Genomic DNA, 17,648 nt, shown 5'->3' with positions numbered 1-17,648 from the left:
ATTCCTTTTAAAACTGCACAAGCATTATGGAATTATAAAACAGTTGAAAAAGATCATAGCCATGGTATTCATAACCCTGCATATGCTAGAGCGCTAATAAAAAATGCTTTACAAGTAGTTCAATAATTAATAGTTAGATTTTAAAAGTTCGAGAAAATTTAATAGTTCTCTCGAACTTTTAAAAAAGCTAACTACTGCTTTAGAGTAACTCTCTTAACTTAAAATTTCAATTAAGAAATTTAAAAGTAGAAGTTAATTAACATAAAATATAAAACAAATGAAAAAACTATTGCAAATAGTTCTAGTTAGCAGCTTAAGTTTATTGTGCTTCTCATGTTATTATGATGAAATTCCAGAACATATATTAAATCCGCCTGAGATTCCAACAGACCCGGGAGATCCAAATTATGTTGAAATAACATTAAGTACTGATGTTCAACCTATTTTTACTGCTAATTGTATTGGTTGTCACAGCGATAACAGAGATCCGGACTTAAGAGAAGGAAATTCATATTCAGCATTAATCCCAGCCTATGTTTCTGCCAATAACGCAAGTGGAAGTAAACTTTACACTATGGTTAACAATGGACATGGCGGTTTATCTGCAGAAGAAGTTGAATTAATTAAAGCTTGGATAAACCAAGGCGCACTAGATAACTAAATTTTAAGATATTTAATATGAAAAATTTTATAAAATTACTTTTTATCTTTTTAATATTACCTTTTATAGCTGTTGCTCAGGAAGATGATAGTAAAGATAAAAAAGTGAAAGAAAAACTTGAAAGAGACGCCTTTGAAAGTTCTAACATTATAGATAATCCAAGTAACGTTTTATTAAGCAAAAATGCATTAGAAGTTCAAATGCAACATAGATTTGGCTTAGTTAATAGTGAATCTGGTAACGATTTGGCTGGTTTTTGGGGAGACGCCAATATTAGAATTGGACTTTCTTACGGAATTCATGAAAGACTTACCATTGGATATGGAACTACAAAGTTTAATCGTTTACAAGATTTTAACTGGAAAGTAGCTTTGTTAAGACAAACACGTTCTAATAGTATGCCTGTTAGCGTTTCTTATTACGGAAACTTTACCATTGATGCTCGTAAAAAAGATAAATTTAATTTAGAACAAGACAGGTACTCTTATTTTAATCAATTAATTATTGCTAAAAGATTTAGTCCAAATGTATCATTTCAAATTGCACCAAGTGTATCTCATTACAACTTAGTGCACCCAGATATGAAAAATGATATGTTTTCTATAGCTTTTGGTGGTAGAGTTAAAATAAGTCCGCAAACATCAATTTTAATTGATTACAGCCAGCCTATTACTCAGTTTGATGCAATGCAACCTAAACCTCTTTTTAGTATTGGAGCAGAATTTGCAACCTCAGCGCATGAATTCCAAATTTTCGTATCTAATAATAATGGAATTGTTGCTCAAAAAAATTATATGTATAACCAAAACGATTTCTTTAATGGTGATTTCTTAATTGGATTTAACATTACAAGAATCTATAATTTTTAATTAAAGAGTATTTAAACAGACTAACATCTAAACAAATCACCCCAATCGATTTTCCGAACGTTGTTAGTCTGTTTCTTTTTTTAAATGCTTCACTAATTAGTTTTATTTTACTGCAACAATCTTATAAATAACCGATTAAAATAACTAAACATCTTGTTTCTGTTGACCTTTCTTCAAAAAGAAAGTTTATTGTAGATTTAAATATACTGACATAAGTCATTGTCCAATAATCACTATGTAACTAACTTTACATAAGAAAATTTAACATAATTTCTCGTATATATTTTAATATTATGGAAAACAATAAAAACGAAAAAAAAAGCACAAATAGACGAAATTTCTTAAAGTTAGGATTAATGTCTAGTGTTACAGCTGTAGCTGGTGCTTCTTTAATATCAAACTTAGCAGTTCAAGACGAAGAAGTAGCTGAATCTGGTGAAAAAATGAGGTTATTAACTCCAGACGGTAAAATAGTTGAAGTTGATGCCTCTAATGTAAATCAATATCCCGAAGCACTTATAACTCCAGAAGAATCGAGAAAAGGTATTCCTAATCGAAAATTTGTAATGGTAATTGATTTGGCAAAATGTAAAAATGCCAGAAAGTGTGTAGAAGGTTGTCAAGAAGCTCATAAACTAGATTATAATGAAGAGTTTATGAAAGTTCAACTAATTCAAGATAATCCAGAAGCTTCTCCATATTGGTTACCAAAACCTTGTTTCCATTGTGATGAACCTCCTTGTGTTACTGTTTGCCCAACTGGAGCAACTTTTAAACGCGAAGACAATATAGTTTTAATAGACAACGATCGTTGTATTGGATGTAAATTCTGTGTCACAAGTTGTCCTTATTCAGCACGTCAGTTTAATTGGGGACATAAAGATAAATTTGATGATAAATCGCAACCTTACTCACCAGAAACTAGTGTTCCTGCTGCAGAAGGTACTGTTATGAAATGTGATTTTTGTCCAGATATGTTGCGTGTAGGGAAACTTCCACATTGTGCTTCTTCCTGTCCAATGGGAGTAATTTATTTTGGTGATAAAAATGAAGATATTGTAACGAATGGTGAAGAAACAGTTCGTTTTTCTCAATTAATTAACGATCGCGGAGGTTACCGCCATTTAGAACATTTAGGAACTAAACCTAATGTTTATTATTTACCTGCTGTAAATAGACAATTTCCATTAGAACGCGGTTTCGATGTTGAAGAAGATATTATCGAACGTTACAAAGATGTGCCGTATGTACAAGATTTAAAAAAACAAGGTAAAATTTAATTTCAAAACTCTTAATTATGAATCTAGAAAAAAGAAAAAGAGAATTGGCCAAAGAATTTTCTCCTTTGTTAGAAAAAACGACCAAAACTTCTAAAATTTGGATAGGCTTTTTAATAGCCGTAATTTTAGTAGGAGTATACGCCTTTTTTGTTCAATTATTTAAAGGACATATTGTTACTGGAATGAGAGACAATGTAGTTTGGGGTATATATATTATAAATTTCATATTTTTTGTATGCTTAAGCTATTCCGGAGCTTTTATTTCAGGTGTTTTACATTTTTTTAAAACTCCTTGGAAAAATTCGGTTTCAAGAATTGTTGAAATAATTACTGTGTTATCTTTAATTATTGGTCCAATATTTATTTTATTATGTATTGGAAGATTAGATAGATTACACTATTTATTTATGTATCCAAGAATTCAATCTCCAATTACTTGGGATATTATAGCTATTATGACCGATTTAATAGGTTGTTTTATTTATTTATATTTAACATTTATTCCAGACTTTGCAATTCTTAGAGATAATAGTGAAAACGCTTCTAAATGGCGACAAAAAGTTTATAAATATTTAGCTATTGGTTACCAAGATACACCAACTCAAAGAGAAAAATTGCATAAAATAACACGTACAATGTCTGCAATGGTTATTGCATTAGCAATCGTTGCCTATTCAGTACTTGCTTGGATCTTTAGTTTAACCTTGCAACCAGGATGGAACAGTTCTATTTTCGCTCCATATTTTATAGTTGCTGGTTTATACTCTGGCATTGGGGTAATTATTATAGCAATGTATCTTATTAGAAAGTATTACAACTTAGAACACTATATTAGAAAAGTACATTTTATTGGTGCAGGAATTGTTCTTTTAGTAATTTCATTATTGTTTGGTTATTTCACTTTTAGCGAATATTTCTCTCGCTGGTTTAGCCATAAAACACACGATGCCAACCTTTTAAATACATTATTTTCAAGGTACTTTTGGATGTTTATTTTTGCTAATTATATTGGAGTATTAGTTCCAATAGCAATTTTATTTTTCAAAAAATTAAGAACTATAAAATCAATCACTTTTGCAGCTGTAATTGCTGTTATTGGATTATGGTTCAATAGATATTTAATTGTTGTTCCAACTTTAGAAACACCATATTTACCAATTCAAGATACAAGAGAAGAGTTTATTCATTACACGGCAACTTGGATTGAATGGTCGCTAAGTTTTGCTGGAGTTGCTGCATTTATTTTATTCTTTATTTTAATTATGAAACTGGTACCTGTTATTCCAATGTCGGGAATAATAGATAATGAAAGAGAACAATTAAAGAGTAAAAAAACTTTCAAAAAGATTATAACTGAACAATTATAATAAAAGTTAGAAATTATGAAAAGTAACATATTAAAATATAAATTAATTACTTCATTTATTATTGCATTATTATTCAGTTTTAATGGATTTGCACAAGAAGATGATGCAAGTAACTATAAAATGAGATTTGGTTTTAAAACTGTTAAACAGCACGATAATTCCAGATTGCTTGAAGTAAGCTTTATAGGACAAAACAAAAAAGATAGGAAAGATAAAATTCCTGTTTTTGATGCAGAAATTAAATTTTACAACGAAGACAACCTTTTAGGTACAGCAAAAACTTCAAACGAAGGTATTGCTCAGTTAACAGTTCCAGAAAATCACAATTATACAACCGATGAAGATGGGTATATTAACTTAATTGCTAAATTTGAGGGTTCTGATGGTTTAGATGAAGAGGAAGACGACATTCAAGTTAAAAATTTATACTTAGAATTAAATTTAGAAGAAATTGATAGTGTAAAAACTGTATTAGTAAAAGCTTTTACAATAGACAGTTTAGGTGTTGAGATTCCTTTAGAAGAAGCTGATTTAATAATATCTGTTGGTGGAATGATTTCAAAAATGAAATTAGAAGAAGGATATATTGAAGATGGTAAATTCGAATTTGAGTTTCCTACAGACATTCCTGGTGATGCAAATGGAGATATTATGGTCTATTCAATTATTGAAGATAATGATGATTTTGGGAATATAATTCAACAAAAATCAATAAATTGGGGTACATTTAAAACCGAATCAATTAAAGAGGGTAATACACTATGGTCTGAAGCTGCACCAATTTGGATGTATATTGTTTTAACAATTTTATTAGTTGGTGTATGGGCCAATTATATATATACCGCAGTAAATTTATTTCAAATTAAAAAAGAAGGAAAAGAATTAGAATTAGAAAATGAATAAATGACAAATTAGTTATATCAAAAAAACTTTATGGCACCTTTTTTGATATTTAATGTATAACAAACAAAAATTAAAACTTAAAATGAAAACACTAAAAACATTAATGATTATCGGATTTATTAGTTTAGGACTTTTGGCATTCAGCTCTTTAAATCAAGAGGAATGGAAAGTACCTGCTAAATATGAGAAAATGACCAATCCTGAAGAAGCTTCAAAAGAAAATATTTCTTTAGGTAAAAATTTGTATTCGAAACACTGTAAATCTTGTCACGGTAAAGAAGGTTATGGTGATGGACCTAAAGCAGATGAAGTAGATGGAGATTTAGGAGATTTTTCTACTGAAGAATTTCAAGCACAATCAGATGGAGCTATTTTTTACAAAAGTTATATTGGGCGTTTAGATATGCCTAACTTCGAAAAGAAAATGACAGAGGAAGATATGTGGCTAACTGTTCATTATATGAGAACAATGGCAGAATAAACCCAAAATATTAGATAAAAAAACCCGAACAAATTGTTCGGGTTTTTTTTACTTATTAATTTCATAATTATATTGTCATAGAAAAAACTCTTGTATCGGGTTTATTTTCTATTAAGCGAAGATCAAATGCCATACAAATATTTCTAACAAACATTCTTCCCTCCTCTTTTACAACTATTTTGTTTTCTGAAACTTCTAATAAACCATCTCCAATAATTTCAGATAAACGATCAATAATTTCATTTTTAACTTTAGAATCTAAACCAATCTTCCATTCCGTTTCAAGGTTACACATTAAATTTAAAATGTGCTTTCTAATAATTAAATCGGTATCCGTTAATAAATGTCCTCTAAAAATTGGAATTATACCTTTATTAACCTTTTCAGCATAATCTTCAATAGTTTTTTCATTTTGAGCAAAAGCATACCAGGAATCACTAATAGATGACATTCCTAAGCCAATCATCAATTCAGTTTTCCCTGCTGTGTAACCCATAAAATTTCGATGTAACTTTTTAGATTTCATTGCTTTATGAAGTGAATCTGAAGGTAACGCAAAATGATCCATCCCAATTTCAACATAACCATTATCAAAAAACAATTGTTTTCCTAATTCATATAAATGGCGTTTTTCACTATCTTTAGGTAAATCGTTTTCATCAAAACCACGTTGCCCAACTCCTTTTATCCAAGGCACATGCGCATAACTATAATAAGCTATTCTATCTGGCTTTAATGCAATGGTATTTTTAATTGTATTTCTTATACTATCTTCTGTTTGAAAAGGTAATCCGAAAATTAAGTCGTGGCTAACAGATTCATAGCCTATTTTTCGAGATAAATCATTTACACGTTTTACTTGCTCAAAACTTTGAACTCTATGAATTGCTTTTTGAACAATTGGATCATAATCTTGAATTCCAAAACTATTTCTTCTTGATCCCAAATCATATAAGGTTTGTAATTGCTCTTCTGAGGTATGATTTGGGTGACCTTCGTAACTAAAATCGAAAGTTTCAAACTTATCAGCTCTTTTAAAAATTCCGTTGATTAGTTTTTTTAGATTTTCTGAAGAAAAATATGTTGGTGTTCCTCCACCAAGATGAATTTCTCTAATTTTAGGTCTTTCAACTAATAAATCACAATATAAATCCCATTCTTTTAAAACGGTTTCCAAATACGGTTCTTCAACCTCATGACGCTTCGTTATTTTTTTATGACAAGCACAAAAGGTGCACAAACTTTCACAAAAAGGCAAATGAATATATAAGCTAATTCCCTCAATTTCATTACTTTCATCAAAAGATTTTTTAACTGTGCGTTCCCAATCTTGTTGTGCAATCCCTTCTTTATCCCAAAACGGCACTGTTGGATAACTAGTATATCTTGGTCCTGGAATATTATATTTTTGAATTAAATTTTTCATTTCTTTAGCTTTTAGCTTCTAGCTTTTGGCACTTCGTAAAAATTCAATACCAAAACTAACCTCTAATTATTCATTTTAAAAAGATTCCTTCCTCCGCAGGAATGACAGTCGATAAACTTATGACTTCTAACATCTAACTTTCGACTTTTTACTTTTCAACTTCTGACTTCTGACTTTTAACCTTTATACTCTTTAACAGCATCAATAAATGCTTTTGCATTGTCTAATGGAATATTTGGTAAAATACCATGTCCTAAATTTACAATGTATTTATCTTTACCGAAATCATCTATCATTTTAGTCACCATTTTCTTAATCTCTTTTGGAGGTGACAACAAACGTGATGGATCGAAATTACCTTGTAATGTAATTTTATTATTAGTTAATTTTCTTGCCATTTGCGGCGTAATAGTCCAATCTACACCTAAAGCTGCAGCGTTTGAATTTGCCATATCTTCCAAAGCAAACCAACATCCTTTTCCAAATGCAATAACTGGAGCATCATCTTTTAATGCTTCAATAATTTGATTGATATATTTCCAAGAGAATTCTTGATAATCAACTGGAGATAACATTCCTCCCCAAGAATCAAATATTTGAACAGCATTTACACCTGCTTTTACTTTTTCTTTTAAATAAGCGATTGTAGTATCTGTAATTTTTTGTAATAATGTATGAGCCGCAATAGGTTGTGTAAAACAAAATTCTTTAGCCTTATCAAAAGTTTTTGAACCCTGACCTTGTATGCAGTAGCATAAAATTGTCCAAGGTGAACCCGCAAAACCAATTAAAGGAATATCGTCATTCAGTAGCTCCTTAGTCATTTTAATAGCATCCATTACGTACCCTAAAGTCTCATCAATATCTGGAACTATAACTGCATCTACGTCTTTTTGAGAACGAATTGGGTTTGGTAGCCAAGGACCTACATTAGGCTTCATTTCAACTTCAATGTTCATAGCCTGAGGAATCACTAAAATATCAGAAAACAAAATTGCAGCATCCATTCCATATCTACGGATTGGTTGCACAGTTATTTCTGAAGCTAATTCAGGAGTTCTACAACGTGTAAAAAAGTCATATTTCTCACGAATTGCAATAAATTCTGGTAAATATCTTCCTGCCTGGCGCATCATCCAAACTGGCGGACGCTCTACTGTTTCACCTTTTAAAGCTCTTAAATATAAATCGTTTTTAATCATATTTTTTTTAATTATTAGTTGTTAATTTTTAACTCTTAGTTGTTTTGCATTTTAACTTATAACTAACAACTTAAAATTAAACACTATTTATGCTTATCAGCAACAGCTTTCATTGCTACTTGTACTGCTGAACGCACTTTATAAATATCACGTCTTGACATAGCCGTAGCTAAAAACCAAGATTCAAATTGCGATGGTGGTAAAAACACACCATGCTCCATCATTTTCCAAAAGAAAGTTTTAAACTTTTTGGTATCACTAGTTTGAGCAGTTTTAAAATCTACTACTTTTTCTTTCGTGAAGAACGGATTTATCATAGAGCCAAATCTATTTACCTGTAAATCTATCCCATTTTCTTTAGCCGCAGCTTTCATTTCTCGTTCTAAAAAAGCGGCTGTTTTTTCAAAATCTTTATATGGATTTTGCTTTTTCAATTCTTTCAAAGTAGCAATACCACAAGCCATTGCAATTGGGTTTCCTGATAATGTTCCTGCTTGGTACATATCTCCCAAAGGTGAAACCATTTCCATAATTTCGTTTCTTGCTCCATAAGCTCCTACTGGAAAACCGCCTCCAACAACTTTCCCTAAACATGTTATATCAGCTTCAAAACCTAGTAATTCTTGAGCACCACCATATTGTGAACGGAAACCTGTCATTACTTCATCCGCAATTAATAATACTCCACTGGCTTTTGTTAATTCTTTTAATTCTTCAATAAAATCTTTATTCGGTTGAATTACTCCCATATTTCCAGCAATTGGTTCAATAATAACTGCTGCAATATCTTTATGTTTCGCCAAATGAGCTTCAACACTGTCAATATTATTAAATTCGGCAATAAGTGTGTTTTTTACAGCTTCATCTGGCACCCCTTTACTTCCCGGAATACTTAATGTTGCCAATCCAGAACCAGCTGCTACCAATAAAGCATCTGAATGTCCGTGATAACAACCAGCAAATTTTATAATTTTATTCTTTCCTGTAAATGCTCTTGCTAAACGAATAGCACTTAATACAGCTTCTGTTCCCGAGTTTACAAAACGCACTTTATCCATTCCAGGAAACGCATCACAAACCATCCCTGCCATTATTATTTCACCTTTGGTTGAAGCACCAAATGTATATCCGTTTTTTAAGTATTTTTTTATAGTTTTTTCAACAACACTATTTCTATGACCTAAAATCATTGGACCATAAGACAATACCATATCTATATACTCATTTCCATCAACATCGTAAATTTTACTTCCTTTGGCTCTATCAATAAAAATTGGAACACCTCCAACAGATTTAAAAGCTCTAACAGGAGAATTCACTGCTCCCACTAAATGTTTTTTACCTTTTGTATATAGTTCTAATGATTTTTCTAGTTTCATAATCTTTTATTTTTTGGTGATTGAGCGGAGTTGAAATCAAATTTTCACTTCGACTCCGCTCAGTGACCGCTTTTATGCCTCTCAACAATATTCTATTTTTTCAACAATAATCTAGCTACTTCTTTAGCAAAATATGTTATAATAATATCTGCTCCTGCTCTTTTCATAGACAATAAACTTTCCATCATTACGCGTTCTCCATCTATCCAACCATTTGCTGCAGCGGCTTTAATCATTGCATATTCACCACTTACATTGTAACACGCAATTGGTCTGTCGAAATTATTTTTTAAATCACGAATTATATCTAAATAAGATAATGCAGGTTTTACCATTAATATATCTGCTCCCTCCTGATCATCGTAAGTTGCTTCACGTAATCCTTCATCTCTGTTTGATGGATCCATTTGATAGGTTCGTCTATCTCCAAAAGTTGGAGCAGAATCTGCTGCATCTCTAAAAGGTCCATAAAATGCTGATGAATATTTTACTGCATACGACATAATTGGAAGGTTTGGAAATCCGGTATTGTCTAATGCTTCACGAATAGTTTGTATCATTCCATCCATCATTCCTGAAGGCGCAACCATATCTACACCCGCTTTTGCATGTGAAATTACTTGTTTTGCAATATTTGGTAAAGTTGCATCATTATCCACATCGTTATCGTGAATAATTCCACAATGACCGTGACTTGTATATTCACAAAAACAAACATCTGTAATTACATATAAATCTGGATAGTTTTTTTTGATAAAACGAACTGCACGTTGCATAATTCCATCCTCATTCCAAGTTTCAGAACCTGTATCGTCTTTTTTTGAAGGAATTCCGAATAATAATACTGCCGGAATATCTAATGCTACAACTTCATCTAATTCTTTTGAAATAGTATCTAAAGAGTAACGTTTAATTCCTGGCATTGAAACAATTTCAGTTTCAATATTTTCTCCCTCTTCAATAAATAATGGATAAATTAAATCGTCTATTGTTAGTTTATTTTCTCTAACTAAACGTCGAATATTTTCGGTTTTACGTAAACGTCTGGTTCTATTCATCTTTTCAATTATTGTTTATTTGTTGAATTGTTCATTCGTAATTCGTAATTCACAATTCATAATTATTTATTCTTCTTTTATAAAATACTCATTTACAGATTTTAATACACTTTCCACAGTTGATAATTTTGAAACTTCAACGTTTTTAAAGTGTTTTTTAGCTTCTGTAGCTGTTGTTTCTCCAATACAAAAAGCAACAATTTCGTTAGCCTTGTTTTCTTTTAAATAACTTTCTATTCCAGATGGACTGTAAAAAAGAATTCCTTTAAACTTTTCTTCAATTTTTCTAGGAGTTAACTGCGTTTGATAAGTTTCAATTTCATCAACTATAATATTACTTTCAGCCAACACGGTTGGAAGCTCATCTCTTCTTTTATTTCCACAGAAAAATGTAATTACATCATCTTTTAAAGTATTCACTAAATAATTCGCTAACTTTTCAGCTGAATTTTCAACATGTGTTACTTTACCAATTCTCTTCTCTATTAGTCTTTTAGTTCTTCTTCCAACGCAATAAACATTTTCAAAATCTAATTCCATTGGTGAAAAATTGTTCAATAAAGCTTCCACAGCATTTTGACTAGTAAATAACACATTCTTAATTGGTTTTTTTACTATAACTGGTTTTAATCTGTTGTTTCTTATAGTAATAAAATCGCTACTTGTAACTCCTATTTTTGAATTTAAAATAGCCGTTTGATCGTGAGAAAGACTTTTGGTTGAATAAACCAGTGTTGATTTTTCAATATCATTAACCTCTCGCATTAATTTTTTTCCACCTCTTTCTAAAATGTAATTTGCTCCAAACTTACCTAAATCCGTAGCATTGTTTACGGCAACTTCTTTATAAAATTCCATTTTATGTTTTCCATCAGGACTAAATAAAGCACCTTTAAATTTTATTTCTTCTTCAAAAATCATTGCTAAAGCTCCTATTGGTGCAGTACAACCACCTTCTAAAGTTTGAAGAAAATCACGTTCAATTTTTACACAAGTTGCAGTTTCTTCGTGATTTATTTCTTTACAAATTTCTATAAGTTCTTCATTTTTTTCTAAAGCAACAATCATTACCGCACCTTGTGCTGGAGCAGGAATCATCCAATCAAGTTTTATATGCTTTTCTTTTTCAGGTAATAATTTTAATCTTTTTAAACCAGCTGTTGCAAAAATTGCACCATCCCAATCATTATCTTCCAATTTTTGCAGACGTGTAATTACATTTCCTCGTAGACCTGTAATTTTATGATGCGGATAACGATACAGCCATTGTGCTTTTCTACGTAAACTTCCTGTTGCAATTAAAGCTGAATCTTTTGTGAAAAAATTTTCATCTTCTTTAATAACCAAAACATCGTTAAAATCGCCTCTTTTTAAATAGGCTGCAAGTACAATTCCTTCCGGTAATTTAGTAGGAACATCTTTAGCGGAATGCACTGCAATATCAATTTCTTCATTTAATAATGCTACATCTAAATTTTTTGTAAAAACACCTGTTATTCCTAATTCATACAGGGGTTTGTCTAAAACAATATCTCCTAAAGAATCAATTTTTACAATTTCTGTTTTATGACCGAAATGTGCTAATTGTTCTGCAACTGTATTGGCCTGCCAAAGCGCTAATTCACTTGAGCGAGTACCAATTCTAATAATTTTATCCATTCTAAATTTCGGTTTTTTCTGAGTAGAATATTTTGCTAATTACATTTATACTTTGATCAACCGAAGTTTCATCATCTTTTAAATGTTTTACAAATTGTGTAGTGATTTTTTGAATCATTCTATTAGTTACAAACTCTGCATGTTCAATATTAAAATCTTTTATTTTCTTTGAATGAAAATCAATTTCATCATGTTGAATTGCTTGTAACGACTCTTTTAAGGCATTTACGGCAGGTACGTATTTTCTATGTGAAATCCAGTCGTTAAATTCTGCTTTGTATTTATCTATTATTATTTCAGCTAAAGGAATTTGCTTTTTACGAGTTTCTATGGTTTTATCTGTAATTTTAGAAAGCTCATCAACATTTATTAGCGTAATACCTGGATCAGATTTTACCGCAATATCAACATTTTCTGGCATAGATAAATCTATAATTAAAAGTTCCTTACCCGCTTTTAAATGTTCTTTTGTTACAGTTGGAGTATTTGCTCCTGTAGAAACAATTAAAATATCTGTTGCATGAATTTCAGCTGTTAAATTTGAAAAATCAGCTACCTCAACATCGTTATGAATTTGTTCAAAACCAATTGCTTTTTCAAGCGTTCTGTTAACTAAAGTAATATTTTTATTTGAAGTATATTCTAATATATTTTTACAGGTGTTTTTACCTATTTCACCTAAACCGTAAACAAGTATTTTTTTGTTATTATAATCCTGAACAGTGTCTATTATATATTGAATAGCTGCATAAGCTACTGAAGTTGTACCTGAACTTAGTTTTGTGTTGTTTTTTACATCTTTACTTGCTTGTAAAACTAAATTCATCAAACGCTCTAAATACGCATTTGTAGTTCCTAATTTTTTAGCTAATTTAAATGACTGCTTTAACTGACCAACAATTTCGTAATCACCTAATATTTGGCTATCTATACCTGTTGCAATATTAAACAAATGCCTAACCGCATCTTTATTTTTATAAACATTAGAAACATTTATAAAATCTTCCACAGTTCCATTAGAATATTTTATTAACAAACTAATCAACTCAAAAGGGTGTTTTGCAAATCCAGTTATTTCAGTTCTATTACAAGTAGATAAAACAAAAATTCCGTCAATACCCTTTTCTTTAGCTTCAATTAATAAAAGTCTTTGATTCTCTCTAGTTAAACTAAAAGCACCACGCACTTTTACATCTGCTTTCTTGTAACTTAAACCTACATTGTAAAATTTTGCAGGAAGATTCTCTTGATTCATATTTTTTACCTTACCAATAAGTATCGACAAAAGTACATATATAATATTGTTCAAAATATCGCTAAAAGTACTTTTATTATCGACATAAGTTATTTAACCTTATTTAGAACACTTCTAAATAATCACTATTTCGATATATTTAATACAAATGTAAGCAAAATAAGGGGTTTAAAATTATGATATTTATCATAAATAAGTATAATAAAAATCGTATATGATCTATAAAATTATTGTATTTTTGCATTAATTTCAACAACTTTAGGCAAAAATAGCTTATGAAATCTAGTCTAGAAAACCACAAATATATCGACAAAAGTACTCAAATGCTTTTTAACGAAAAAGATACTTTTAAAGTATTTTATTTCAACAACTTATCTTCTGAAATTGAATTATACAAGCATCAACTAAATAATAATTACATTCAAATTTATTTTTGTAATAATAACGAATGTACCGTTGCATTTAATTTTGAACATTGCGCAACAAATTTAGAAGCTGGAAATTCTACAATGGTTTATTTTAAAGATGAAAAAATGAATATTCTCTTTAATATACCTCCAAAATCAGAATTAATAGCTGTTTTAATTTCTATTGAATATTTTCATTCCTTATTTTCAATTGAAGGTAATTTTCTATTTAATTTTAATAATTTTAAAGTTGGAAAACCAATTATAGAACCTAAACAGATTTCGCCTACAATTCAATTTATATTAAATCAACTTACCTCAAAACAAATAAACAAAGCATTAAGACCTGTTTATATTAAAGGTAAAGTTTACGAGCTGTTAAGTTATTATTTTAACACTGCAAATGAAAATGAAACTGAAAAAGAAAACTGCCCATATATTGCAAATGAAGAAACTGTAAGCAAAATAAAACACGCTAAAGAAATTATTATTGAAGAAATGATAAATCCGCCTTCTTTAGAGAATTTAGCAAAAAAAGTTGGTTTAAATATTAAAAAATTAAAAACCGATTTTAAAGATTTTTATGGAGTTCCTGTATTTACATTTCTACTAAATTATAAAATGGAATTGGCAAAAAAACTATTACAAGAACAACAATTGAATGTTAATGAAATTGCCGCGCAATTAGGTTACAGCACATCTAGTCATTTTATTGCGGCATTTAAAAGAAAATATAAAACAACACCAAAACAATACGCAAAATCATAACTATGAAGGGAGCATTACTCGTAAATTTAGGATCACCTAATAGCACTTCTGTAAAAGATGTAAAAAATTATTTAGACGAATTTTTAATGGATAAAAGAGTTATTGACACTCCATATTTAGTAAGAGCCTTTGTTGTAAAAGGAATTATTTTAAATACACGTCCAAAAAAATCTGCGGAAGCTTATAAAAAAATCTGGTGGAAAGAAGGTTCACCACTTATTGTTTTATCGGAACGTTTGCATAAAAAAGTTGAAGAAAATAGCAATATTCCAGTTGAATTAGCTATGCGTTATGGAAATCCTTCCATTAAAAATGGGATTCAGAAATTAGCAGACCAAGGTGTTACGGAAATTTTCTTGATTCCATTATATCCACAATTCGCTATGGCAACTACAGAAACTATTGTTGTTTTAGCTAATAAAATTGTAAAAAAAGAATTTCCTCAAATTAAAATTACTGATTTCCCTGCTTTTTACAATAACAAATCTTATGTTGAAGTGTTGAGCAATAGCATTCAAAAACATTTGGAAGCTGAAAAACCAGATCATTTATTATTTTCGTATCATGGCGTTCCAGAACGACATATTAAAAAATCTGATATAACAAAATCGCACTGTAAAATTGATGGGAGCTGTTGCAATACTCCTAGTCCTGCTCACGAATTTTGTTATAGACACCAATGTTATCAAACCACTAAAAATGTTGCAGAATTTTTAAATTTAAAAGAAGGTTCGTATAGCACCTCTTTTCAATCGCGTTTAGGAAGAGATCCCTGGTTACAACCTTACACCGACCAAACTATTGATAATTTTGCAAAAAATGGCATTAAAAATTTAGCGGTAGTAACTCCGGCTTTTGTTTCTGATTGTTTAGAAACGTTAGAAGAAATTGGTATGGAAGCAAAAGAATCTTTTGAAGAAAATGGAGGCGAATATTTCTCCACAATTCCTTGTTTAAATGATGACGCTATTTGGGCAGAAACAGTTGCAAATTGGATTAATAATTGGGCAAAATAATATGGAGTATTTATATATAAAATCACTTCATATTATATTTATTACCACTTGGTTTGCAGGTCTTTTTTATATAATTCGGTTATTTATTTATTTTAAAGAAGCAGAAACTAAACCTGAACCAGCAAAAGAAATTTTAACAAAACAATACCAATTAATGATTAAAAGGCTTTGGTATATTATTACCTGGCCTTCTGCGGTTTTAGCAACACTTTTTGCCATTATTTTACTTGTTTTGCAACCTGCTTGGCTTCAACAAAGCTGGATGCAAATTAAATTAGCATTTGTAGCCTTGTTATTTTTTTACCACGGAACTTGTCAGGTTCTATACAATCAAACTCAAAATAACACCTTAAAATATTCTTCAACATTTTTAAGAATTTGGAACGAAGTTGCTACCATTATTCTATTCGCCTGTGTATTTTTAGTTGTACTCAAAAATTCTTTAGGTTGGATTTTTGGAACTGTCGGTATTATTGGCTTTTCAATTTTATTAATGTTAGGTGTGAAATTGTATAAAAATATTAGAAAAAAGAATAGTTGGGATAAACAGTAAAATTGATTTAAAAATTTTATCAAATCAACAACATTTAAGCAATATTCATCATTTATTTTTAAACTTCAATCTAAATTTATTGTTAAATACGTAAATATACTTTCATTTTAATGAATATTTAATATATTGTATATCAATGTATTGTATGTTACAGTATGATTAAAATCATAGATAGCTCGAAAACCTTTTCGTAATTTTATTGCATTATAATTACAATAATTTATTAATCAATATTTTATGAAACGAGCGTGCTAAAATGTCTATCAAAATTAAAATAAGAGATAGCGAACCTATCTGTCCGACAGGCAGGCAGCATGTAACCAATAAAACAAATAATAAAGACACATGAAAAAACTTCTTTTAGGTAACGAAGCATTGGCACAAGGAGCAATTGACGCAGGTATCTCAGGTGTGTATGCTTACCCAGGAACGCCATCTACAGAAATTACAGAATATATCCAACGTTCAAAAACAGCCACAGAATTAAAAATTCATTCAAAATGGTCTGTTAACGAAAAAACAGCAATGGAAGCCGCATTAGGAATGTCTTATGCTGGGAAAAGAGCACTAACAGTAATGAAACACGTTGGTTTAAACGTTGCCGCTGATGTTTTTATGAACATGTCGGTTTCTGGAATCAATGGCGGTTTGGTTGTGGTTGTAGCCGATGACCCTTCAATGCATTCATCTCAAAACGAGCAAGATTCTCGCTATTACGGCAAGTTTGCTATGATTCCAATTTTAGAACCTTCAACTCAACAAGAATGTTACGAAATTACCAAATATGCTTTTGAACTATCGGAAAATCTAAGTTTACCTGTTATGATACGCTTGGTAACACGTTTATCACATTCCAGAGCTGGTGTTGAAACTGGAAACAGAATTCATCAAAAGGATTTAAAATTGCCAACAAATCCAACGCAATTTCAACTAATTCCAATACATGCCAGAGGCAGGTACAAACATTTAGTTGATATTCAACCTGATATATTAGAAATTTCAGAAAATAGCAATTTTAATGAATTTAAAAAAGGACCAAATACCTCCCTCGGAATTATTGCTTCCGGAATTGCTTATAACTATTTAATGGAAAACTTTGATGGTGAAGAATGTCCGTATCCTGTTCTAAAAATTTCTCAATATCCAATTCCTAAAAAACCAGTAAAAAAACTATTTGATACGTGTAAAAAGATTTTGGTTTTAGAAGATGGCTATCCTTTTATTGAAGAAGCAATTTCCGACTTTTTAGGTGAAAACAGAAAAGTGATTGGAAGACTAAGTGGTGATATTCCTCGTGTTGGAGAATTAAACCCAGATAATATTGCAAATGCTTTAGGTTTTGATATCGTTATAAATGAAAATAT

15 protein-coding genes and 1 pseudogene are annotated in these 17,648 nt (G+C 30.2%); 10 read left to right on the top strand and 6 right to left on the bottom strand.

Annotated elements, in window-relative coordinates:
• The first annotated feature begins 277 nt into the window (after positions 1-277).
• From AB1Z17_RS12100 to AB1Z17_RS12075, 6 genes are all read left to right on the top strand, one after another.
• Positions 278-661 (top strand): hypothetical protein, encoded by a 384-nt coding sequence (locus AB1Z17_RS12100; RefSeq protein ID WP_368052048.1) that lies wholly within the window; start codon positions 278-280, stop codon positions 659-661.
• Positions 662-678: 17 nt separating this feature from the next.
• On the top strand, positions 679-1,530 hold the full coding sequence (locus AB1Z17_RS12095) for a DUF5777 family beta-barrel protein (RefSeq protein ID WP_368052047.1): 852 nt from the start codon (positions 679-681) through the stop codon (positions 1,528-1,530).
• A gap of 356 nt (positions 1,531-1,886) precedes the next feature.
• On the top strand, positions 1,887-2,810 hold the full coding sequence (locus AB1Z17_RS12090; RefSeq protein ID WP_368052046.1) for a 4Fe-4S dicluster domain-containing protein: 924 nt from the start codon (positions 1,887-1,889) through the stop codon (positions 2,808-2,810).
• Between the two features lie 17 nt (positions 2,811-2,827).
• Positions 2,828-4,177 (top strand): NrfD/PsrC family molybdoenzyme membrane anchor subunit, encoded by a 1,350-nt coding sequence (nrfD, locus tag AB1Z17_RS12085; RefSeq protein ID WP_368052045.1) that lies wholly within the window; start codon positions 2,828-2,830, stop codon positions 4,175-4,177.
• A 15-nt stretch (positions 4,178-4,192) separates the two neighbouring features.
• Positions 4,193-5,080 (top strand): hypothetical protein, encoded by an 888-nt coding sequence (locus AB1Z17_RS12080; protein WP_368052044.1) that lies wholly within the window; start codon positions 4,193-4,195, stop codon positions 5,078-5,080.
• 82 nt (positions 5,081-5,162) lie between these two features.
• On the top strand, positions 5,163-5,561 hold the full coding sequence (locus tag AB1Z17_RS12075; protein ID WP_368052043.1) for a cytochrome c: 399 nt from the start codon (positions 5,163-5,165) through the stop codon (positions 5,559-5,561).
• Between the two features lie 67 nt (positions 5,562-5,628).
• Here AB1Z17_RS12075 and hemN read toward each other — a convergent pair whose 3' ends face one another.
• From hemN to hemA, 6 genes are all read right to left on the bottom strand, one after another.
• Positions 5,629-6,987: an oxygen-independent coproporphyrinogen III oxidase gene (gene hemN / locus AB1Z17_RS12070; protein ID WP_368052042.1), complete on the bottom strand. Its 1,359-nt coding sequence runs from the start codon at positions 6,985-6,987 to the stop codon at positions 5,629-5,631.
• 176 nt (positions 6,988-7,163) lie between these two features.
• The gene (hemE, locus tag AB1Z17_RS12065; protein ID WP_368052041.1) at positions 7,164-8,189 is read right to left on the bottom strand and encodes a uroporphyrinogen decarboxylase; all 1,026 of its coding nucleotides are present in this window, start codon (positions 8,187-8,189) and stop codon (positions 7,164-7,166) included.
• 83 nt (positions 8,190-8,272) lie between these two features.
• Complete coding sequence (hemL, locus tag AB1Z17_RS12060) at positions 8,273-9,568, bottom strand: glutamate-1-semialdehyde 2,1-aminomutase (protein WP_368052040.1); 1,296 nt, start codon at positions 9,566-9,568, stop codon at positions 8,273-8,275.
• A gap of 92 nt (positions 9,569-9,660) precedes the next feature.
• Positions 9,661-10,626 carry a porphobilinogen synthase gene (gene hemB / locus AB1Z17_RS12055; RefSeq protein ID WP_368052039.1) on the bottom strand — a complete coding sequence of 322 codons (966 nt, stop codon included), beginning with the start codon at positions 10,624-10,626 and terminating at the stop codon, positions 9,661-9,663.
• 66 nt (positions 10,627-10,692) lie between these two features.
• Positions 10,693-12,285, bottom strand: coding sequence for a hydroxymethylbilane synthase (gene hemC / locus AB1Z17_RS12050; protein WP_368052038.1), 1,593 nt, complete (start codon positions 12,283-12,285; stop codon positions 10,693-10,695).
• Position 12,286: 1 nt separating this feature from the next.
• Complete coding sequence (hemA, locus tag AB1Z17_RS12045; RefSeq protein ID WP_368052037.1) at positions 12,287-13,540, bottom strand: glutamyl-tRNA reductase; 1,254 nt, start codon at positions 13,538-13,540, stop codon at positions 12,287-12,289.
• Between the two features lie 275 nt (positions 13,541-13,815).
• Here hemA and AB1Z17_RS12040 point away from each other — a divergent pair, with 275 nt between their 5' ends.
• The 4 genes and pseudogenes from AB1Z17_RS12040 to AB1Z17_RS12025 form a co-directional block, all read left to right on the top strand.
• Positions 13,816-14,715, top strand: coding sequence for a helix-turn-helix domain-containing protein (locus tag AB1Z17_RS12040; protein ID WP_368052036.1), 900 nt, complete (start codon positions 13,816-13,818; stop codon positions 14,713-14,715).
• 2 nt (positions 14,716-14,717) lie between these two features.
• Positions 14,718-15,731 carry a ferrochelatase gene (gene hemH, locus AB1Z17_RS12035; RefSeq protein WP_368052035.1) on the top strand — a complete coding sequence of 338 codons (1,014 nt, stop codon included), beginning with the start codon at positions 14,718-14,720 and terminating at the stop codon, positions 15,729-15,731.
• A gap of 1 nt (position 15,732) precedes the next feature.
• Positions 15,733-16,284: a CopD family protein gene (locus tag AB1Z17_RS12030; RefSeq protein ID WP_368052034.1), complete on the top strand. Its 552-nt coding sequence runs from the start codon at positions 15,733-15,735 to the stop codon at positions 16,282-16,284.
• A 345-nt stretch (positions 16,285-16,629) separates the two neighbouring features.
• Positions 16,630-17,648, top strand: a pseudogene (locus AB1Z17_RS12025) (hypothetical protein); the annotation flags it as partial.

It is taken from the genome of Lutibacter sp. (genome assembly GCF_040883305.1).
Lineage (GTDB): Bacteria > Bacteroidota > Bacteroidia > Flavobacteriales > Flavobacteriaceae > Lutibacter.
This window is presented reverse-complemented; position numbering and strand designations above follow the sequence as displayed.